The organism is Ruegeria sp. CDSB022 (assembly GCF_059611145.1).
The window spans coordinates 12,985-32,314 of record NZ_JBXWOZ010000021.1; the positions used below are offsets into that span (position 1 = coordinate 12,985).

18 protein-coding genes are annotated in these 19,330 nt (G+C 57.5%); 12 read left to right on the forward strand and 6 right to left on the reverse strand.

Translation table 11 applies throughout. The features are described 5' to 3' along the window. Positions 1-4: 4 nt before the first annotated feature. Entirely contained in the window at positions 5-1,057 is a 1,053-nt protein-coding gene (gene nadA / locus AC2FIZ_RS19370) for a quinolinate synthase NadA (protein ID WP_281996109.1), read from the reverse strand. Positions 1,058-1,632: 575 nt separating this feature from the next. Between nadA and AC2FIZ_RS19375 the strand changes: the two genes are divergently transcribed. The 10 genes from AC2FIZ_RS19375 (at position 1,633) to AC2FIZ_RS19420 (ending at position 12,625) form a co-directional block, all read left to right on the forward strand. After that, on the forward strand, positions 1,633-3,576 hold the full coding sequence (locus tag AC2FIZ_RS19375; protein WP_496791503.1) for an AMP-binding protein: 1,944 nt from the start codon (positions 1,633-1,635) through the stop codon (positions 3,574-3,576). 78 nt (positions 3,577-3,654) lie between these two features. After that, on the forward strand, positions 3,655-4,473 hold the full coding sequence (locus AC2FIZ_RS19380) for an ABC transporter ATP-binding protein (RefSeq protein ID WP_142637523.1): 819 nt from the start codon (positions 3,655-3,657) through the stop codon (positions 4,471-4,473). 77 nt (positions 4,474-4,550) lie between these two features. Further along, positions 4,551-5,537: a branched-chain amino acid ABC transporter permease gene (locus tag AC2FIZ_RS19385; RefSeq protein WP_142637525.1), complete on the forward strand. Its 987-nt coding sequence runs from the start codon at positions 4,551-4,553 to the stop codon at positions 5,535-5,537. A 2-nt stretch (positions 5,538-5,539) separates the two neighbouring features. Then, positions 5,540-5,797, forward strand: coding sequence for a hypothetical protein (locus tag AC2FIZ_RS19390; protein ID WP_271950685.1), 258 nt, complete (start codon positions 5,540-5,542; stop codon positions 5,795-5,797). 3 nt (positions 5,798-5,800) lie between these two features. Beyond that, entirely contained in the window at positions 5,801-6,877 is a 1,077-nt protein-coding gene (locus AC2FIZ_RS19395) for a branched-chain amino acid ABC transporter permease (RefSeq protein ID WP_142637529.1), read from the forward strand. Between the two features lie 73 nt (positions 6,878-6,950). After that, positions 6,951-8,234 carry an ABC transporter substrate-binding protein gene (locus AC2FIZ_RS19400; RefSeq protein ID WP_142637531.1) on the forward strand — a complete coding sequence of 428 codons (1,284 nt, stop codon included), beginning with the start codon at positions 6,951-6,953 and terminating at the stop codon, positions 8,232-8,234. A 108-nt stretch (positions 8,235-8,342) separates the two neighbouring features. After that, entirely contained in the window at positions 8,343-9,176 is an 834-nt protein-coding gene (locus tag AC2FIZ_RS19405; protein ID WP_271950688.1) for an ABC transporter ATP-binding protein, read from the forward strand. A 19-nt stretch (positions 9,177-9,195) separates the two neighbouring features. Further along, complete coding sequence (locus AC2FIZ_RS19410; protein WP_281996108.1) at positions 9,196-10,416, forward strand: phenylacetate--CoA ligase family protein; 1,221 nt, start codon at positions 9,196-9,198, stop codon at positions 10,414-10,416. Between the two features lie 119 nt (positions 10,417-10,535). Further along, positions 10,536-12,203 carry an ABC transporter permease gene (locus AC2FIZ_RS19415; protein ID WP_281996107.1) on the forward strand — a complete coding sequence of 556 codons (1,668 nt, stop codon included), beginning with the start codon at positions 10,536-10,538 and terminating at the stop codon, positions 12,201-12,203. A gap of 71 nt (positions 12,204-12,274) precedes the next feature. Next, complete coding sequence (locus tag AC2FIZ_RS19420) at positions 12,275-12,625, forward strand: DUF2794 domain-containing protein (protein ID WP_271950694.1); 351 nt, start codon at positions 12,275-12,277, stop codon at positions 12,623-12,625. Here AC2FIZ_RS19420 and AC2FIZ_RS19425 read toward each other — a convergent pair. The 3 genes from AC2FIZ_RS19425 to AC2FIZ_RS19435 form a co-directional block, all read right to left on the reverse strand. Beyond that, entirely contained in the window at positions 12,622-13,359 is a 738-nt protein-coding gene (locus tag AC2FIZ_RS19425; protein WP_281996106.1) for a C40 family peptidase, read from the reverse strand. The two genes, AC2FIZ_RS19420 and AC2FIZ_RS19425, sit on opposite strands and share 4 nt — an antisense overlap. Then, a complete protein-coding gene (locus AC2FIZ_RS19430; protein WP_496791486.1) occupies positions 13,356-14,738 on the reverse strand; it encodes a leucyl aminopeptidase family protein in 1,383 nt (460 codons plus the stop codon). Before AC2FIZ_RS19430 ends, AC2FIZ_RS19425 begins: the two co-directional genes overlap by 4 nt. A 63-nt stretch (positions 14,739-14,801) precedes the next feature. Beyond that, on the reverse strand, positions 14,802-15,191 hold the full coding sequence (locus tag AC2FIZ_RS19435; RefSeq protein WP_496707765.1) for a hypothetical protein: 390 nt from the start codon (positions 15,189-15,191) through the stop codon (positions 14,802-14,804). Positions 15,192-15,335: 144 nt separating this feature from the next. Between AC2FIZ_RS19435 and AC2FIZ_RS19440 the strand changes: the two genes are divergently transcribed. Both AC2FIZ_RS19440 and AC2FIZ_RS19445 read left to right on the forward strand, forming a co-directional pair. Beyond that, positions 15,336-15,986, forward strand: coding sequence for a carbonic anhydrase (locus AC2FIZ_RS19440; protein WP_142637545.1), 651 nt, complete (start codon positions 15,336-15,338; stop codon positions 15,984-15,986). 104 nt (positions 15,987-16,090) lie between these two features. Continuing rightward, entirely contained in the window at positions 16,091-16,627 is a 537-nt protein-coding gene (locus AC2FIZ_RS19445) for an SRPBCC family protein (protein ID WP_496791488.1), read from the forward strand. Positions 16,628-16,719: 92 nt separating this feature from the next. Here the strand turns inward: AC2FIZ_RS19445 and AC2FIZ_RS19450 are convergent, their stop codons facing one another. Together AC2FIZ_RS19450 and AC2FIZ_RS19455 are read right to left on the reverse strand one after the other, a co-directional pair. Then, entirely contained in the window at positions 16,720-18,057 is a 1,338-nt protein-coding gene (locus tag AC2FIZ_RS19450) for a metal-dependent hydrolase family protein (RefSeq protein ID WP_281973867.1), read from the reverse strand. Between the two features lie 181 nt (positions 18,058-18,238). Further along, the gene (locus tag AC2FIZ_RS19455) at positions 18,239-19,261 is read right to left on the reverse strand and encodes an aspartate-semialdehyde dehydrogenase (protein WP_142637551.1); all 1,023 of its coding nucleotides are present in this window, start codon (positions 19,259-19,261) and stop codon (positions 18,239-18,241) included. Positions 19,262-19,330: the final 69 nt, after the last annotated feature.

Below are 19,330 nucleotides of genomic sequence, written 5' to 3' on the forward strand. Positions count from 1 at the left end.
CGGATCAGAGACCCAGCTTTCGCGACAGGTCGATCATCGCCTGCACCGAATGGCGCGCTTTTTCCGCGATCTCGGCGTCAACCTCGACCTGACCTTCCATCGTGTGCAGCACATAGAGGATTTTTTGCAGCGTGATCTTCTTCATGTAGGGGCACATGTTGCAGGGGCCGACAAAGTCGACCTCGGGCAGTTCATCGGCGATGTTCGAGGCCATCGAGCATTCGGTGATCAGCATCGCCTTTTCGGGCTTTTCGGTGCTGACATACTTAATGATCCCGCTGGTCGAGCCAGAGAAATCGGCCTCGGCCACCACTTCGGGCGGGCATTCCGGGTGGGCAATCAACCGTGTGCCCGGATTCCATTTGCGAAAATCGCGCAGGTCCTGGGCGGTGTATTGTTCATGCACGATGCACGAGCCCAGCCAGTACACGATGTTCTTGCGGCTTTCATTTGCCACGTTCTGCGCCAGATATTGATCCGGCGTCATGATGACGGTGTCGGATTCCATCGCATCGACGATCTGAACGGCGTTGGACGATGTACAGCAGATATCGGACGCGGCTTTCACCTCGGCGGTGGTGTTCACATAGGAGACGACCGGCGCGCCGGGGTATTTGGCGCGCATCTCGTCGATTCCCTCGGCGGTGATGCTTTCGGCCAGCGAACAGCCTGCGGCCATGTCCGGCATCAGCACGATTTTCTCGGGGCTCAGGATTTTCGAGGTTTCGGCCATGAAATGCACGCCCGCCTGTACGATCACGTCGGCTTCGACGTCGCTGGCCTTCATCGCCAGTTGCAGACTGTCACCCACAAAATCCGACACGCCATGGAAAATTTCAGGCGTCATGTAGTTATGGCCCAGAATGACCGCGTTCCGCTCTTTTTTAAGCGCATTGATCGCCTTGATATAGGGCGCATAGATCGCGAAATCCGGCGGCGTCACCACCCGGTCCATCCGGGCATAGGTCTCCTGCATTTCCTCAACCAATTCGGTCGAAGGTGTCAGGTCATAATGCTGAGAAAGCACATTGGTGATGCTCTGGTGAGTGACATTCATCTCGGCAGTCCTGCCTTGCGTATTGGGGTGGGAAAGGGGTCGGAATTCGTGCTGCCCGACCGTCCAAGAAAACGGTTGATTTCAAATGCGCACGCCTCTGATCGCACAATTCGAGCGGTTTTGGTCATGCGATCTGGATCATTCCGCATAACCGATGCCTTCGGTCGATACACATGCATAGCAAATCGGCATGAAAAACCGCTCTGAATATCCTACTCAGTTGCGGGATGCATACGGTGAATTCCAGGCGCGGTAAACATACAAAACCCCAAGCCAATACCGGTATACGTGGATGAATGCGCTTACCTGCAGCAAATTTGCAGTTCGCGGAACAGTTTGTGGTCATCTCGGGTCGGGTCTCTGACGAGGTGTATGACCCGGGCGGCACGGCCCAACTTGTTACATTTCGTAAGAATTGAGAAAACATCAGGCAAAACTTGACGCTGATCGTGTCGACGTCCCTTAATCGGGGCGTTGGCGTCCGGGCCAGACCCGGACCCGCCATTTCCGGCCCGGGGAGGGGCCGGGTGGGGAGGAGAAAAAGATTGACTCAGACGCAGTCAGGCGCTGAAGGGATGCAGTCTCTTCCGGCGCTGCTACACCGCAATGTGGTTCAGTTCGGGGATGCCCCGGCCTATCGCGAAAAGGAATTCGGGATCTGGCAATGCTGGACCTGGGCCGAGGCGGCCAAGGAAATCCGCGCCATTGCGCTGGGGTTTCTTGAGATTGGCGTTGAGAAGGGCGACCATATCGCCGTCATAGGCCGGAACCGCCCGGCGCATTACTGGTCGATGGTTGCGGCCCAAATGGTGGGTGCGATTCCGGTGCCGCTCTATCAGGACGCGGTCGCCGAAGAGATGACATATGTGATGGAACATTGCGGGGCGAAATATGTCGTCTGCGGTGACCAGGAACAGGTCGATAAGGTCATCGAGATTCAGGAAAAAGTTCACCAGATCAAACACATCCTCTACACTGACAAGCGTGGGATGCGGAAATATGATCATTCCCAGATGAACGCGCTGGACGACATCAAGGCCGAAGGCAGCGCAGGTCATGCTCGCTTTGATGCCGAGCTGGACGCGCGTATCGCTGCGATCACCTATGATGACACTTGTGTGATGCTGTATACCTCGGGCACCACAGGCAAGCCGAAAGGCGTGGTGCTGTCGAACCGCAATGTGATCGAAAGCGCCAAGAATTCTGCAGAGTTTGACCACCTGACCCGGAATGAGGACATCCTGTCCTATCTGCCGATGGCTTGGGTGGGTGATTTCATCTTTTCCATTGGTCAGGCCTATTGGTGCGGGTTCTGTGTAAACTGCCCCGAAAGCGCTGACACGATGATAACCGACCTGCGCGAGATCGGTCCGACCTATTTCTTTGCCCCGCCGCGGGTATTTGAAACGCAGCTGACCAACGTCATGATCCGGATGGAAGATGCGGGCAAGCTGAAGCAGCGTATGTTCCACCATTTTATGGCCCATGCCAAAAAGATGGGTGGGTTACTGCTGGATGGCAAAGCGGTTGGGTTTGGTGATCGGATCAAATACGCGCTGGGCAATCTGCTGGTCTATGGGCCGCTGAAGGATACGCTGGGGTATGGCCGGTTCCGGGTCGGTTATACGGCAGGCGAGGCGATCGGGCCTGAGATTTTCGATTTCTACCGCTCGCTGGGGATTAACCTGAAGCAACTTTATGGGCAGACCGAGGCGACGGTCTTCATCACCGTGCAGCCCGATGGCGAGGTGCGCGCCGATACGGTTGGTGTGCCCGCGCCAGATGTCGAGCTGAAGATCGCCGAAACGGGCGAGATCTACTATCGCTCGCCAGGTGTGTTTGTCGAATATTACAACAACCCGGACTCGACCGCCTCGACCAAGGATGCCGAGGGTTGGGTGGCCACGGGTGATGCCGGGTTCATTGAGGAAAGCAGCGGTCATCTGCGGATCATCGACCGCGCCAAGGACGTCGGAAAAATGGTCGATGGCTCGATGTTTGCGCCGAAATATGTTGAGAACAAGCTGAAGTTCTATCCCGATATTCTTGAGGTCGTGCTGTTCGGCAATGGCAAGGATCGCTGCGTGGCGTTCATAAATATCGACCTTACCGCCGTGGGGAACTGGGCCGAACGCAACAACGTCGCCTATGGGTCCTATCAGGAACTGACGGCACATCCGCAAGTGTTAGAGACAATCAAGTCCCATGTGGAAGCGGTCAACAAATCGGTCGCCGCCGATGAAATGCTGTCGGGCTGCCAGGTGCATCGCTTTGTGGTGCTGCACAAGGAACTGGATGCGGATGACGGCGAGATGACCCGAACCCGCAAGGTGCGCCGGGGCTTTGTCGAAGAGAAATTCCACGACATCATCACCGCGCTTTATGACGGGTCTTCAAGCGTTTCGACCACGACCGAGGTGACCTATGAGGACGGCCGCAAGGGTTCGATCAGTGCCACACTTGAGATCGTCGATGCGCCGGTTGTAACGGTCGCGCAACACAAGGTAGCGGCGGAATGAAGTCCGGTCCTGCGCCGCTCGACCTATGGTCATCGCCCGCCCGCCATTCCGTGTATTGCGTAAGTCAAGGAGGGGCTGATGTTGGATAGTTCCGAAGGATATGTCACCGAAGACGGCCGCAAGATCGGCGGCGTCGTGATGGAGATGAAGAACATCACTCTGCGCTTTGGCGGTGTGGTGGCGATCAAGGATATCTCGTTCGACATCCGTGAGGGTGAGATCCGCGCCATTATCGGTCCGAACGGGGCGGGTAAGTCCTCGATGCTGAACGTAATCTCGGGGTTCTATGTCCCGCAAGAGGGCGAGGTCTGGTTTCACGGGGCCAAGCGCCCTCCAATGCGACCCTATGAGGTCGCGCGGCAGGGGATTGCACGAACATTCCAGAACATCGCCCTGTTCGAAGGGATGAGCGTTTTGGACAACGTCATGACCGGGCGCCTGAACTATATGAAGACCAATATCCTGCAGCAGGCTTGGTGGAAGGGTAAGGCCGAGGCCGAAGAGACCGAAAACCGCGAGGCGGTCGAGCGGATCATCGACTTTCTCGAAATCCAGCATATCCGCAAGACGCCCGTTTCACGCCTGCCCTACGGCTTGAAAAAGCGGGTCGAACTGGCCCGGGCGCTGGCCGCTGAACCCAAGCTGTTGCTGCTGGATGAGCCGATGGCCGGGATGAATGTTGAAGAGAAAGAAGACATGAGCCGCTTTATCCTCGACGTGAATGATGAATTCGGCACCACCATCGCCCTGATCGAACATGACATGGGCGTGGTGATGGATCTGAGCGATCGGGTGGTCGTGATGGATTACGGCAAGAAGATCGGCGACGGCACGCCTGATGAGGTGCGCAACAATCAGGAAGTCATCGATGCCTATCTGGGGGTGAGCCATGACTGATCTACGGAACGGGCTGAGAAAATTCGACGAATTTTCCGGGATGACGCGCCAGATGAAATCTGTTCGGAGGACATAGGATGCCTGAACAACTCGTATTTGCGATGGAAGTCATCCTCAACGGTCTTATGGCCGGGGTGCTCTATGCGCTGGTCGCGCTGGGCTTTGTGCTGATCTACAAGGCGTCAGGGATTTTCAATTATGCGCAAGGGGTTATGGCCCTGTTTGCCGCGATGACTCTGGTCGGGATCATGAACGGGCAGGTGCCGTTTGCACATCTGATCAATGCGACTTTCGGGACGCATATCCATTACTTTGGCTGGAGTGTCCCTGCGCTGCTGGCGATTATTCTGACTATGGCGGTGATGGTTCTGCTGGCTTGGGCGGTGCAGCGGTTCGTGATGCGCCATCTGGTTGGCCAAGAGCCGATCATCCTGTTCATGGCCACCATCGGGCTGGCCTATTTCCTTGAGGGCGTGGCCGACCTGATGTGGGGGTCCGAGATCAAGACGCTGGATGTAGGCCTGCCGCAGGGCATCAACCTCTGGCTCGATGAGGCGACCTTTAACGTCTTCGGCTATGGGTTCTTCATCGACAATCTGGACATTGTGGCAACGGTAATTGCGGCGCTGCTGGTGGCGGCGCTGGTTGTGTTCAGCCAATATACCAAGCAGGGCCGGGCGATGCGCGCTGTGGCGGATGACCATCAGGCGGCGCTGTCGGTGGGGATTTCGTTGAACTTCATCTGGATCATGGTCTGGTCTGTGGCCGGGTTTGTAGCGCTGGTCGCGGGCATCATGTGGGGCACCAAGTCTGGCGTGCAGTTCTCACTGTCGCTGATCGCGCTCAAAGCGTTGCCGGTGCTGATGCTGGGCGGGTTTACCTCGATCCCCGGAGCCATCGTCGGAGGGTTGATCATCGGTGTGGGTGAGAAACTGTTCGAGTTCGCCATTGGCCCGATGGTTGGCGGTGCGACCGAGAACTGGTTTGCCTACGTGCTTGCGCTGATCTTCCTTGTGTTCCGGCCGCAGGGCCTGTTCGGCGAGAAGATCATCGAAAGGGTGTAGTCATGACCAAGCTCATCGCCATTCTCAACGTGATCGCATGGGCCGGGTTCTGGGCGTTTGGGTATATCGCCCTGACCTCGGACGATCTGACCGACAGCCAACTGACGATCGCCGCGATCCTGGCTTTTGCCGGGTTGGTCACGGGTGTCATGGCCTACATGAAACTTGTGCGCGCCTCAGAGGCGAGCGGATATGCCAAAGGCTCCAGCCAACTGAACACTGCTGCCCGCGACCGGGCGCAGGAAGAATGGGGAAAGTAAGACATGTTTTATCGCGAGGCCGGAGATTTCAAAACCTCTTACGTGGAAGACAGCCAGACCTTTCCGATCAAATTTGACCGGTATCGGTACTATGTGGTGCTGGCAGTGGCATTTGGGATCATTCCATTCATCATCAATGACTACTGGGCGAACGCGCTGCTGCTTCCGTTTCTGATCTATGCGATCGCCGCCATCGGTTTGAATGTATTGGTTGGCTATTGCGGGCAGGTGTCGCTGGGTACCGGTGGGTTCATGGCTGTGGGGGCCTATGCCTGCTACAAGCTGATGACGGCCTTTCCCGAAGTCAGCATGTTCATCCATGTCATCCTTGCGGGCGGGATCACCGCCATTGTCGGTGTTCTGTTCGGATTGCCTTCGCTTCGGATCAAAGGGTTCTATTTGGCCGTGGCCACGCTTGCGGCGCAGTTCTTTCTGGTGTGGCTGTTCAACCGTGTGCCGTGGTTCTACAACTACTCGGCATCTGGGCAGATCAACGCGCCCGAGCGGGATGTGTTCGGCATCATCATCACAGGCCCGAATGCTCCGGCCTGGGCAACCTATCTGTTCTGCCTGATCTTCCTGACCTTCTGCGCCATCATTGCACGGAACCTGACTCGGGGAACGACCGGCAGGACATGGATGGCGATCCGCGACATGGATATCGCGGCCGAGATCATCGGGGTAAACCCGCTCAAGGCAAAACTGACCGCCTTTGCTGTCAGCTCATTTTTTGTGGGTATCGCGGGGGCGCTATTCTTTGCGGTCTATCTGGGCGCGGTTGAGGTTGGCGAAGTCTTTGGCATCCAGAAATCGTTCCTGGTCCTATTCATGGTCATTATCGGTGGATTAGGGTCTATCTTCGGCTCCTTCGCCGGGGCAGCTTTCTTGGTATTGCTGCCGGTTGTTTTGAAGGTGGTCGGTGTCGATCTACTGGGCTGGCCCACTGATATCGTTGCGCATCTCAATCTGGTGATCGTCGGCGCACTCATCATCATGTTCTTGATTCTGGAACCGCATGGGCTGGCGCAGCTTTGGCGTGTGGCGAAAGAGAAACTCAGACTCTGGCCGTTTCCGCACTGACGGGCAGGCCCAAAGACAAGACGGGTGCAAAGCCCGAATTCAACATCGGACCAATCAAGGGAGGAGACACCCGATGAAGACGAAACTGGCAACCCTGGCGCTGGGCGCCATGATGGCCGCAGGTCCGGCCATGGCCGACCTTGTGTTCCCGTCGCTCAGCTATCGGACGGGACCATATGCGGCAGGCGGTATCCCGTTTGCTGACGGCTATGCCGATTATTTCACACTGCTCAACGAGCGTGATGGCGGCATCGGAGGTGTTTCGGCCAATGTGATCGAATGCGAAACCGGCTATAACACCGAAAAAGGCGTGGAATGCTATGAATCCACAAAGGGCGAAGGCGCCTTGGTATATCAGCCATTGTCGACCGGCATTACATACCAGCTGATCCCAAAAGTGACCGCAGATGGCATTCCGCTGCACACGATGGGCTATGGCCGGACCTCTGCTGCGAACGGCAAGGTATTCAGCCACGTGTTCAACTATCCGGCCAACTACTGGAACGGAGCGTCGGGCGCGATCAACTATCTGCTGAGCGAAAACGATGGTGACCTGAACGGTAAGAAAATCGCACTGGTCTATCACAACTCGGCCTATGGCAAGGAACCGATCCGCACGCTGGAGACCCTGGCTGAAAAGCACGGGTACGACCTGACGCTGCTGCCTGTTGACCACCCCGGTCAGGAACAGAAATCGCAGTGGCTGCAAATTCGCCGCGAAAAGCCTGATTATGTAATCATGTGGGGCTGGGGCGTGATGAACCAGGTCGCGGTGCAGGAAGCTGCGAACATCCGCTTCCCGATGGAAAACTTCATCGGTGTCTGGTGGTCTGGCGCTGAATTTGACGTGCAGCCCGCGGGCGACAAGGCAAACGGCTATAAGGCACTGACCTTTACCGGGCTGGGCATGGACTATCCGGTCTATGAAGATCTGCAGAAATACGTGGTGGATGCAGGCAAAGCGGCGGGTGCGGGCGATCAGCTTGGCTCGGTTCAGTATAACCGCGGTCTCTATGCCGCCATGCTGGCCGCTGAAGCTGTGAAGACTGCGCAGGGAATCCATAATACCGCTGATATCGACGCATCCATGATGCGCGATGGTATGGAGGCGCTGGAAATGACCAACGCCAAGATGGAAGCGCTGGGCATGACCGGTTTCGGGCCTGAATTCTCGGTCTCGTGCGAAAATCACGGCGGACCCGGCCTTGTCGGCGTTGTGCAGTGGGATGCTGCGGCCGGAACCTGGAACCCGGTTCAGGACTTCCAGCCGACCGATGCAGATGTGATCAACACGTTGATCGAAGAAGATTCTGCAGCCTATGCAGCGGAAAACAACATCACACCTGGGTGTGAATAAATGGCTGGCCCCGGTCTTGATCCGGGGCCGCGAAACTGACCAGAGCGGCGGGCAGCCGCCGCTCTATCCCAACGGTCCCTCTCGGGACAGGCATGAGGACACGCGCTGATGCTGGATGCGGCACAAACCACTGACGTGCAGGCGGAAACCCTGCTTGAGGTCAACAATATCGAGGTGATCTACAATCATGTGATCCTTGTGCTGAAAGGCGTCAGCCTAACGGTGCCCAAAGGGGGCATTACGGCCCTGCTGGGCGGCAACGGGGCAGGCAAGACCACCACACTCAAGGCTGTGTCGAACCTGCTGCATTCGGAACGGGGCGAAGTCACCAAGGGATCAATCAAGTATCGCGGGACCAGCGTGCATGAAAGCGATCCTGCAGATCTGGTGGAAAAAGGCGTCATCCAGGTGATGGAGGGCCGCCATTGTTTCGAACATTTGACGGTCGAGGAAAACCTGCTGACCGGCGCCTATACCCGCAAAGATGGTAAGGCCGCGATCCAACAGGATCTGGACCTTGTTTACACCTATTTCCCACGTCTGAAGGAACGCCGCCGCAGCCAGGCGGGTTACACGTCGGGCGGAGAGCAACAGATGGTTGCGATGGGTCGGGCGCTGATGTCGCGGCCCGAGACGATCCTGCTGGATGAGCCGTCCATGGGGCTGGCCCCGCAGCTTGTCGAAGAGATTTTCGGCATCGTTCAAGATCTGAACGAAAAAGAGGGCGTCTCGTTTCTGCTGGCCGAGCAGAACACCAATGTGGCGCTCAGGTTCGCACATTACGGCTATATTCTTGAATCCGGCCGCGTGGTGATGGATGGCCCAGCTGCCGAGCTGCGCGAAAACCCCGATGTTAAGGAATTCTATCTGGGCATGTCGGATGACGGCCGCAAAAGCTTCCGCGATGTGCGCTCATACCGCCGCCGCAAGAGGTGGCTGTAGGCGGATGGAGGATTTGGCGATGACGAAATTCTACGATGCGCTAGAAACCCGCTCGGCCGACCAGCGCGCTTCTGAACAGGCTGAGGCGTTGCAGGTACAGATCAGGCGCGCGAACTCGGCTCCGGGGTTTGCAGCGCATATGGCGGATGTTGATACGGCAGCTGTAAAGTCGCTGGACGACCTTGTGAAGCTGCCAGTTCTGCGCAAGTCAGATATGGCTAAGGCGCAGGCGTCGCGCCCGCCCTTTGGCGGGTTTACCGTCAAACCGGCCCGGCATTTCCATCATGTTTTCCAGTCGCCCGGCCCGATCTATGAGCCCGGCAGCACCGATCACGACTGGTGGCGGATGGGGCGGTTCCTGCACGCAGCAGGTGTCGGGCCCGGAGACATCGTTCAGAATTGCTTTGGCTATCACCTGACCCCGGCGGGCATGATCTTCGAAAGCGGCGCGCGGGCGGTGGGTGCTGCGGTGCTGCCTGCCGGCACCGGCCAAACCGAACTGCAGGTAACAGCCGCGCGCGATGTCGGCTGCACCGCTTATGCGGGCACACCGGATTACCTCAAGGTCATCTTGGACAAGGCCGATGAGATGGGCGTGGCACTGGATTTCGTGACTGCCGTTGTTGGTGGCGGTGCTTTGTTCCCGTCTTTGCGTCAGGAATACGCCAATCGCGGTATCGCCTGTCTGCAATGCTATGCCACCGCCGATCTGGGCAGCATCGCTTATGAAAGCCCGGCGATGGACGGGATGATCATTGATGAGCATGTCATCGTCGAGATCGTCACCCCCGGAACCGGAAACCCGGTCGCGCCGGGTGAAGTGGGTGAGGTTGTCGTGACCTCACTGAACCCCGATTATCCGCTGATCCGGTTTGCCACCGGTGATCTGTCGGCGGTTCAACCTGGTCAGTCACCTTGCGGTCGTACCAACATGCGCATCAAGGGCTGGATGGGACGCGCGGATCAGACAACCAAGATCAAGGGTATGTTCGTGCGCCCTGAACAGGTCGCGGCGCTGGTCGACAAGCATGATGAAATCGTCAAGGCGCGCGTCATTGCCGCCCGCCAGGGTGAGATGGACACGATGACGGTTCAGATCGAAAGCGCCGGCGGAAATGACTTGGTTTATGCGAAATCCGTCGTCGAGGTGCTGAAGCTGAAAGGCGCGATCGAAGTCGTGGCGCCGGGATCGCTGCCGAAAGATGGTTTGGTGATCGAGGATCAGCGCGTCTACGAATGAAGGCTGTGCAACTCTGCGGCAGTATGTGTCGCAGATTTGTTTCGCTGCCCACTGGTGTTTCCGAGCGTTTTGGTCGATTAAAGACGGACTCTGCGCCTTAGCCAGTTAAAGCCGGGATCATGGCCGATATCGAAATCTCTGAGCACGGACGGCGCAACCGCGGCGCTGTAGGTACACGCCTCGTCGGCGTAGTGGCCTGCCTTGTGGCGGCAGCCTGTCTGTTGCCGATGCTTGCGGTTGTTCTGGCCGCTACGACGGGCGGCACGGATACGGTTTCGCATCTCCTGGAAACTGTTCTGCCCGGCTATGCTATGACGACGCTGATACTGGTCGTGCTGGTGGCCACGGGCACGTTTTCCATCGGCGTGGGCGCAGCTTGGCTCGTGACGATGACGCGGTTCCCTGGCGTGCGCATTCTGGAAATTGCGTTGGTGCTGCCGCTGGCCTTTCCGGCCTATGTGCTGGCCTATGCCTATACATTCATTCTTGATCACCCGGGCATTGTCCAGACCACCCTGCGTCAGGTAACGGGCTGGGGCCCGCGCGACTATTGGTTCCCCGAGATTCGGTCGACCGAGGGTGCGGCGGTGATGTTGATCTTGGTCTTGTATCCTTACGTCTACCTGTTGGCCCGGGCCGCTTTTCTGCAGCAGAGTGCAACGGCCTTTCTGGCAGCGCGCGCGTTGGGCAAAAGTCCGTGGCTGGCCTTTTGGCACGTTTCGCTGCCAATGGCGCGCCCGGCGATTGCGGGTGGCGTGCTGCTTGCCATCATGGAAACCATCGCCGATTTCGGCACCGTGGCCTATTTCGGGGTGCAGACATTTGCCACGGGCATCTATACCAGTTGGTTTTCGATCGGTGATCGGGTGGGTGCGGCGCAGCTGGCGCTCTGCCTTCTGGGCTTTGCGCTGGTCATGGCCGTGGCAGAACGGATGCAGCGCGGGAAGGCCAAGTACTATCAGGCAGGCAAAAGCCACGCCTCGCTGCCATCCGCCCGGCTGAAGGGCTGGCAAGCGGGCGCGGCTTTTGCCCTGTGTGCCATACCGGTGCTGTTCGGATTTCTGTTGCCGGTGTTCATTCTGGTTCAGATGGGGATGGAGTCCGAACAGAACCTTCTGTCACGGCGCTATCTCGGGTTCATTCAGAATTCGCTGACGCTGGCCGGTGTGGCGGCGTTTGTTACGGTCTTTGCGGCCATCAGCGTTGGGTTCTTCCAGCGATTGCGGCCGGGGAGGGTGTCCTCTGGTGCCGGGTACATGGCGCGGCTGGGCTATGCGGTTCCAGGCGGTGTGATTGCCGTCGGGCTGATGGTGCCTTTTGCCAGTTTCGATAACGCACTGGATGCATGGATGCGGCAGAATTTCGACCTGTCGACCGGGTTGCTTGTTACCGGTTCGATCTGGCTGTTGGTAGCCGCTTATATGGTGCGGTTTCTGGCCGCCGCGCTCAGCGCATATGAGGGAGGGCAGAGCACGGTGCATGCCAATATGGATGCGGCCTCGCGGTCTTTGGGGCAGACGCCGCTAGGGACGTTGCGCCGGGTGCATTTGCCGATTCTGACACCCTCCTTGCTGACAGCTTTGTTGATCGTCTTTGTGGACGTGATGAAAGAGCTTCCCGCGACCCTGATCATGCGGCCTTTCAATTTCGATACGCTGGCGGTGCAGGCCTATAGGCTGGCATCAGACGAGCGGTTAGAGGGCGCTGCTGTGCCCTCGCTGGTCATATTGGCAGTGGGGTTGCTGCCGGTGATCCTGATCTGTCGGCAAGTCGGGCGACAGCGTTAGACTTGACCAAAAAACCACACCTATTTGCGGATGGGCTTGATTCGAACGCGTTTTCCGGCAAGGCTTGAACCATGAACATGCAGCCTCCCAGCCGGTATTCTGCAAACTCGACCCAGATGCCCGTCGCGTTCGATCGGCACGAGATGTCCCAAATCCTTTCTGTCTATGGCCGGATGGTCGCCGCCGGAGAATGGCGCGACTACGGGATTTCGAACCTGTGTGATATGGCGGTGTTTTCCATTTTCAGGCGCACAGCAGAACATCCGATCTATCGGGTTGAAAAGGACCCGCGTCTGCGGGCACGACAAGGGATGTATTCGGTGGTCGGTATGGATGGTCGCATCCTGAAACGCGGTCATGATCTGCGCACGGTTCTGCGGGTATTGGAACGCAAGCTGATACGGTCGGTCGACTTGGATTAGAGCCTTTTATGGGCGGTCACGGGCCCATCGCCCTGTTCCAGAATGCGCGTGATTGCAACATCCATCGGCTCAAAGGTCACGTCCATGTGGAACGCATTTGCGTGCAGCAGCATATTGTCGCCGTAGACCCAGGCCACATGCCCTTTCCAGAACAACAGATCACCGCGCTGAGCGGGTGTGCCAGGGGTCAGCGCCTGACCCAGATCACGCTCCTGGTCGCCACTATCACCGGGGCAGGGCAGCCCACAAGCCAGCATTCCGGCCTGAACCAGACCTGAACAATCAAGTCCGAACCGGCTGTTGCCGCCCCAAAGATAGGGCGTTCCCAGAAACAGCTCGGCCACGGCGACCGGATCGGTCAGGGTTACGTTGATCTGTTTGGCGTGTATGGCCGGGATAAAGCCTAGTTCCGTCTCAAGAAATCCATTCTGTTCGGACAGGGCCTGAACCTTGCTGCCAAAGCTTAACGAGGTTCGGTCCCGGGATTTCATCGCGGGCTGCTCATAAGCATGGGTTGAGGGCGCGGTGATCCAATGGGTGGCAGGCAATTCGGGAGCCAGACAGTCTGACCGGACCCAGCCCGCATAGCCGTCCTTGTCCGAGGTGATCCGGCTCCAGCCCTTGTTCTCTTCATGCGTGCAAACACCATCCCCATACAAAAGCTGGCGATCTCGCGGCCCGTCCGGGGCGCGCAACAGGTCGATGACCGGTTGTATGATGCGGTGCCGGGTCATATGCCCAAAATCTCAGGCAGGGCCGTCAGAAGGGCGCGGGGCCCCTGACCGAACCCGCCCTTGCTGCGTCCGGGTTCCTTGCTGCGCTGCCACGAGAAGATGTCGAAATGCATATAGGGGCTGTCACCGACAAACCTGCGCAGGAACAGCGCGGCGGTGATCGAACCGGCAAAACCACCTGCCGGAGCGTTATCCAGATCGGCAATGCCGGGTTCGATCAGGCCCTCATAGGGGTCATGGAAAGGCATGCGCCAGACAGGATCGGCTGCTCTGCCTGCAGCGTGGGTCAAGGCATCAGCCGCGGCATCGTTGTCGGTATAGAACGGCGCCAGATCGGCGCCCACTGCCACACGTGCCGCCCCGGTCAGCGTCGCCATCGAGATCACCAGATCCGGTTCGCCCTCATCCGCCAGCGCCAATGCATCGGCCAGAACCAAGCGCCCTTCGGCATCGGTATTGTTGATCTCAACGGTCAGCCCCTTGCGCGAGGTCAGGATGTCGCCGGGCCGGAAGGCGTTGCCCGCAACGGAATTCTCTACTGCCGGGATCAGCACGCGCAGCTGCACGGGCAGCTCTAGGGCCATGATCATCCGGGCCAGCCCCAATACATTTGCGGCCCCGCCCATATCTTTCTTCATCAGCCCCATCGAGGCGCCGGGTTTCAGGTTTAGCCCGCCAGTGTCAAAGCAGACGCCCTTGCCGACAAGGGTCAGCTTTGGGCCTGTCACGCCCCAGTTCATCTCAATCAGACGGGGCGCTTGTGCGGCGGCGCGGCCAACCGTGTGGATCATGGGGAAGTTCTGCTCTAGCAGGGCGTCGCCCAGAACAACCTCGAAAGAGGCGCCGAATTCCTGTGCCAGGGCTTCGGCTGCGCTATGAAGCTGTTCCGGCCCCATATCAGAGGCCGGTGTATTGACCAGATCGCGGGTCAAGGCCTCGGCCCAGGCCAGAATTTCAAGCCGGGCGGTGTCGATGCCGTCGGGGGCAACCAAACGAGCCTTGGCCGGGGATTGGCTGGCATAGCGGTCAAAGGCATAACCGGTCAGCAACCACCCCAGGCATTCGATTTCGAGATCCGCTTGGTCTATGCCCGATGCGATGTGATATGTGCCTTCGGGCAGGGCTTCGGCGGCGGCGGCCAGCGGAAACCGCTTGCGGGCCCGGCCTGTGGTTGTGCCATACCCCGCCAAAGCAGACTGTACCGCACCGTCAGCGCCGGGAATCAGTAAGACCTGACCCAGTGCACCGGTAAATCCACTGATCTTGGCCCAGGTCGTCACGGCTTCGGGCTGGCCCGCCAGCCAATCGTCCAGATCCGGCTGGGCAATGACGTGAAGGGAGACAGATGCGTCCGACGATGGAGCGAAAGATAGGGTCATGGAAATCTCGACTGTTGTGGCTTATGCCCAACCTAGCCGTCCATGGACCGTCCGCAAGTCCTGTCAGACCGAAAGATCTTGCTGATCCCAGATCACGGTCAGCGATTTCTCACCCACTCTGATCAACCGCGACAGGGTGGCCCCGGCGGCGACCGAGTCGCCCGCATCCACATTCTGCGCCACATCATTGGCCACACGGGCCAGCGCCATCATTCCGATCTGTTCGGCAATGGCCACAATGGATCGCGCACATTTGCGCAGCCCGGCCCAGTCACGCTGTCTCCAGAACCGCTCGCAATTCGACAGGCGCACCGCCAATTCCTCGACCGTGCGACACAGCACGTCCAACGCGTTTTTCTCACCCAGTTGTCGATACAGCCCATTCAGACGATCCGAATCCAGCCGCACTGTTTCTTTGTGTTCAAGCGTGACGATCTTTTCCACCACATTCACCCCAATTCTATACGCCCCCACGGCATAGCCCGAATGTGGTGCGCAATTCCTTTGCAAAACCTTGCCATGGGGCAGGATAATGGCTCGAATTTTCTTCGAATTCAGGTTACAGCAGTCCACCGAGACATGAACAGGGACACAAGAATGGAATTCGCCAAACCTCTGCCAAACTATCTGGTCAATCGGTATCATGGCTGGAAAGCCACCACATATTCGGAAAACCAGGTCTGGTATCGCCGTCTGGCCACCGAAGGGCAGCGTCCGCGGGCCATGGTGATTTCCTGTTGCGACAGCCGGGTTCATGTCACCTCGATTTTTGGGGCGGATCAGGGTGAGTTCTTTATTCACCGCAACATTGCCAATCTGGTGCCGCCTTATGCGCCCGACGGTGATCATCACGGCACCAGTGCTGCCATCGAATACGCGGTGACCGCGCTGAAAGTGGCGCATCTGATCGTGCTGGGCCATTCCCAATGCGGTGGTGTGCAGGGCTGTATCGACATGTGCAAGGGCCAGGCACCACTGCTGGAAGCCAAAGAAAGCTTTGTTGGTCGCTGGATGGATATCCTCAAACCAAAATATGATCTGGTTGCCGATATCGAAGACAGCACCGACCAAGCGCGCCAGTTTGAACGGCAGGCGGTTGTTGCTTCGCTCGAAAACCTGATGACCTTCCCCTTCATCTCCGCGGCGGTAGAGAGCGGCTCGCTCAGCCTGCACGGTTTGTGGACAGATATCGGTGAAGGTGGCCTTCAGTGTTATGATCCCGGCGAAAAGAAATTCGTGGTCGTCTGACCCGGCGGATTTTCGACAATTTCAGGCAGCGCGGATCAGACTACTGATTCCGCGCTGTTTTTTTGATAAGTTTGGGATGTCATTTTAGGGATTCGGAGCATTCCATGCGATTGATCAAACGTGTTCTTGTCACCTTGCTAGTCTTGATTCCGGTTCTGGTAGGGGTGTCCTTTATATTGCCAGGCAAAGCAGATGTTTCGCGTAGCATCACGATTGATGCCTCGCCCGAGGTCATCTTTCCTTATGTCAACTCCATGCAGGAAACCGAGAAATGGTCGCCATGGTTATCTCGTGATCCCGAGACGAAGCTGACCTATGGCGGGCCTGATTCCGGGGTCGGGAATGTGCTGAACTGGTCGTCGGATCACTCGCAGGTCGGCACCGGTTCGCAAGAGATCACCGAAAGCGTTGAAAACCAGATGGTCAGAACCGCCTTGGATTTTGGTCCAATGGGCACTGCCATTGCCATGTTTGAACTGCAGCCGGAGGGCAGCGGCACCAAAGTGACCTGGGGGTTTGAATCCGAATTGGGTATGAATCCCATGTCCCGCTGGATGGGGCTGATGATGGATAAATGGGTTGGCGGAGATTACCAGCGCGGGTTGGATAATCTGAAAACGCTGGTCGAGGGGCAGGGGTGATTTAGAGGACCCCGAGGTGTATTCGGATGGCGGCTTTGAGCCCCGAGCAGTCGTTACAAAGCTGGCTTTGAGCAAAGGACTTCATCTGGAACTCAGTCCAGCGTGTTCTTGTAGACTTTGCCGTCTTTCATGATCAGATCGAAATTCTCATGCGGGTCTGCGATCAGGTCGATATCTTGCAGCGGATTGCCGTCCACAAGGATTAAGTCGGCATAAGCGCCCTTTGCGATTACACCCAAATCGCCTTGTTGATAGGGGTGGCGCGGGCCTGAGAGTTTGAGCAGTTCAGCATTGGTTGAAGTCGCCATTTTCAGCACCTCGTATGGCGTGTACCAGCGCTGCAACTTGGCAAGGAACGCGCCTTGACGTTCGGCCAGTTTGGGATCGAACAGGATGTCGGTGCCGAAAGCGACTTTCACGCCAACTTCTTTCGCCGTTTTGTAGGTGAAATCTGTACCGTTGGTGACGTCGATCCATTTCTGCTGGCTAACAGGGTCGTCGAAAGAAAAGCCATCCTCGTCATCCAGAAGAGGCTGCACTGACAACCACACGTCGTTGTCGCGCATCAGTTCCATCGTTTCGCGGCTCATCAAGAAGCCATGCTCGATGGACTTAACGCCAGCGGCAACGGCTATCTCCACTGCCTCGTCCGTGAAGACATGAGATGCAACATAGGTGTTGTAGGTGTCAGCCACCTCTACGAATGCCTCGATTTCGGCCTTGGTGTATTGGCGTACATCCAGAGGGTCATAGGTAGATGACACCCCGCCACCGGTGGAAATCTTAAGCTGGCTTGCGCCCATGCGCATGATTTCACGCGCGCGTTTGACCACTTCCGGAACACCATCAGCCTGCGCCATCAAACCAACGCTGTACCAGTACCATTGCGAATCCGCGCCGTTCGTCGGAACCGCTTGGTAGGGGCGATAGTCAAAGTGGCCGCCGGTTTGTGTCACGGGTGGGCCGGACGGCAGAATACGGGGGCCTTCGATCTCGCCTGCGTCAATCATCCGTTTTATGGCAAATGAATTGCCGCCAACGTCGCGCACCGTTGTAAAGCCGCGCATTAACGTGCCTTCGGACCCGATGGCACCCCGCACCGCGACCTCAAGAATATCGCCGGTCACAACCACACTCTGCGGATTGCAACAGTAAAGCGTGTGCCAGTGCACGTCGATCAGGCCCGGCATCAACGTGCGCCCGCCACCGTCGATGACGATACCATTGGCGACGGCGAGGGGTTCTGAGGACACATCTGTGATCAGATTGTCGGTTACAACGACATTGGCATTTGCAATCATTTCCTCATTCACACCATCAAACACGTTGACGTTTGTGAACAGTATCGGTCCCCCATCCTGGGAGAGCGCTTGCGAACTGGTTATTGCAAGAGCAATCGACGAAACTGCGGCAAGTTTGGGAAAATGCATTCGAAATTCCTCAGAAAATTCTGTCGGATAAACCATCCCAGCGGAAGCAAGATTTTTCAAGCATTACCTCGCTTTTCTCCAAGGTCGGCTTTGTCCGCCTAGCCGACGTTCAATAAAAAAAACCCCCCGCTGACCATGCAGCGGGGTTTACTTAATCAATGCTAAGGGTTGTGCGTATCGCTCACCCCTTCTTCAGGACCTCACGGCCCAGCAATTCGGCGATTTGTACCGCGTTCAGCGCTGCGCCCTTGCGCAGGTTGTCACTGACGCACCACAGGTTCAGGCCGTTCTCGATGGTTGAATCCTGACGGATGCGGCTGATGAAGGTGGCGAAATCACCTGCGCATTCGATCGGCGAGACGTAGCCGCCCGGTTCGCGCTTATCGATCACCATGATACCTGGTGCTTCGCGCAGGATGTCACGGGCTTCGTCTTCGTCCAAGAATTCCTCGAACTCGATATTCACGGCCTCTGAATGGCCGACAAAGACCGGAACGCGGACGCAAGTGGCTGTAACCTTGATCGAGGGATCGACGATCTTCTTGGTTTCGACAACCATCTTCCACTCTTCTTTAGTCGAGCCGTCTTCCATGAAGACGTCGATCTGCGGAATGACGTTGAAGGCGATCTGCTTCTGGAACTTGTTCGGCGGAACTTCGGTGGTGGGGTTGTAGATGGCTTTGGTCTGATCCCACAGCTCATCCATCCCTTCTTTGCCCGCGCCGGAAACCGACTGATAGGTCGACACGACGACGCGCTTGATCTTGGCGCGGTCATGCAGCGGTTTCAGCGCGACAACCATCTGCGCGGTCGAGCAGTTGGGGTTGGCGATGATGTTCTTGTTCTTATAGTCGTGGATCGCCTCGGGGTTACATTCCGGCACGATCAGCGGAATTGCAGGGTCATAGCGATACAGGGACGAGTTGTCGATCACCACGCAGCCAGCCGCCGCCGCCTTGGGGGCGTAGACCTTGGTCGCCTCGGATCCCACGGCAAACAGCGCCATGTCCCAGCCGGTGAAATCAAACGTGTCCAGGTCTTTGGTCGTGAGTGTCTTGTCGCCAAAGCTTACTTCGGTTCCCAGCGACCGACGGCTTGCCAGCACGGCAAGTTCATCGATGGGGAACTGGCGTTCTGCCAGAATGTTCAGCATTTCGCGGCCCACATTACCTGTGGCGCCGACGACTACGACGCGATAGCCCATTTCATGTCTCCAAAGTTAAGGACGCGCGTTCATAGCCGCGTTGCAGCAAAGAAAAAAGAGGTTTCACGG

Excerpts from the sequence above, each read along its gene's own strand:
- AC2FIZ_RS19430 (WP_496791486.1), bottom strand. The coding sequence starts at position 14,738 with ATGACCCTATCTTTCGCTCCATCGTCGGACGCATCTGTCTCCCTTCAC.
- AC2FIZ_RS19390 (WP_271950685.1), top strand. The coding sequence starts at position 5,540 with ATGACCAAGCTCATCGCCATTCTCAACGTGATCGCATGGGCCGGGTTC.
- AC2FIZ_RS19450 (WP_281973867.1), bottom strand. The coding sequence starts at position 18,057 with ATGCATTTTCCCAAACTTGCCGCAGTTTCGTCGATTGCTCTTGCAATA.
- AC2FIZ_RS19380 (WP_142637523.1), top strand. The coding sequence starts at position 3,655 with ATGTTGGATAGTTCCGAAGGATATGTCACCGAAGACGGCCGCAAGATC.
- AC2FIZ_RS19405 (WP_271950688.1), top strand. The coding sequence starts at position 8,343 with ATGCTGGATGCGGCACAAACCACTGACGTGCAGGCGGAAACCCTGCTT.
- AC2FIZ_RS19445 (WP_496791488.1), top strand. The coding sequence starts at position 16,091 with ATGCGATTGATCAAACGTGTTCTTGTCACCTTGCTAGTCTTGATTCCG.
- AC2FIZ_RS19415 (WP_281996107.1), top strand. The coding sequence starts at position 10,536 with ATGGCCGATATCGAAATCTCTGAGCACGGACGGCGCAACCGCGGCGCT.
- AC2FIZ_RS19410 (WP_281996108.1), top strand. The coding sequence starts at position 9,196 with ATGACGAAATTCTACGATGCGCTAGAAACCCGCTCGGCCGACCAGCGC.
- AC2FIZ_RS19420 (WP_271950694.1), top strand. The coding sequence starts at position 12,275 with ATGAACATGCAGCCTCCCAGCCGGTATTCTGCAAACTCGACCCAGATG.
- AC2FIZ_RS19425 (WP_281996106.1), bottom strand. The coding sequence starts at position 13,359 with ATGACCCGGCACCGCATCATACAACCGGTCATCGACCTGTTGCGCGCC.
- nadA (WP_281996109.1), bottom strand. The coding sequence starts at position 1,057 with ATGAATGTCACTCACCAGAGCATCACCAATGTGCTTTCTCAGCATTAT.
- AC2FIZ_RS19440 (WP_142637545.1), top strand. The coding sequence starts at position 15,336 with ATGGAATTCGCCAAACCTCTGCCAAACTATCTGGTCAATCGGTATCAT.
- AC2FIZ_RS19375 (WP_496791503.1), top strand. The coding sequence starts at position 1,633 with ATGCAGTCTCTTCCGGCGCTGCTACACCGCAATGTGGTTCAGTTCGGG.
- AC2FIZ_RS19395 (WP_142637529.1), top strand. The coding sequence starts at position 5,801 with ATGTTTTATCGCGAGGCCGGAGATTTCAAAACCTCTTACGTGGAAGAC.
- AC2FIZ_RS19385 (WP_142637525.1), top strand. The coding sequence starts at position 4,551 with ATGCCTGAACAACTCGTATTTGCGATGGAAGTCATCCTCAACGGTCTT.
- AC2FIZ_RS19400 (WP_142637531.1), top strand. The coding sequence starts at position 6,951 with ATGAAGACGAAACTGGCAACCCTGGCGCTGGGCGCCATGATGGCCGCA.
- AC2FIZ_RS19455 (WP_142637551.1), bottom strand. The coding sequence starts at position 19,261 with ATGGGCTATCGCGTCGTAGTCGTCGGCGCCACAGGTAATGTGGGCCGC.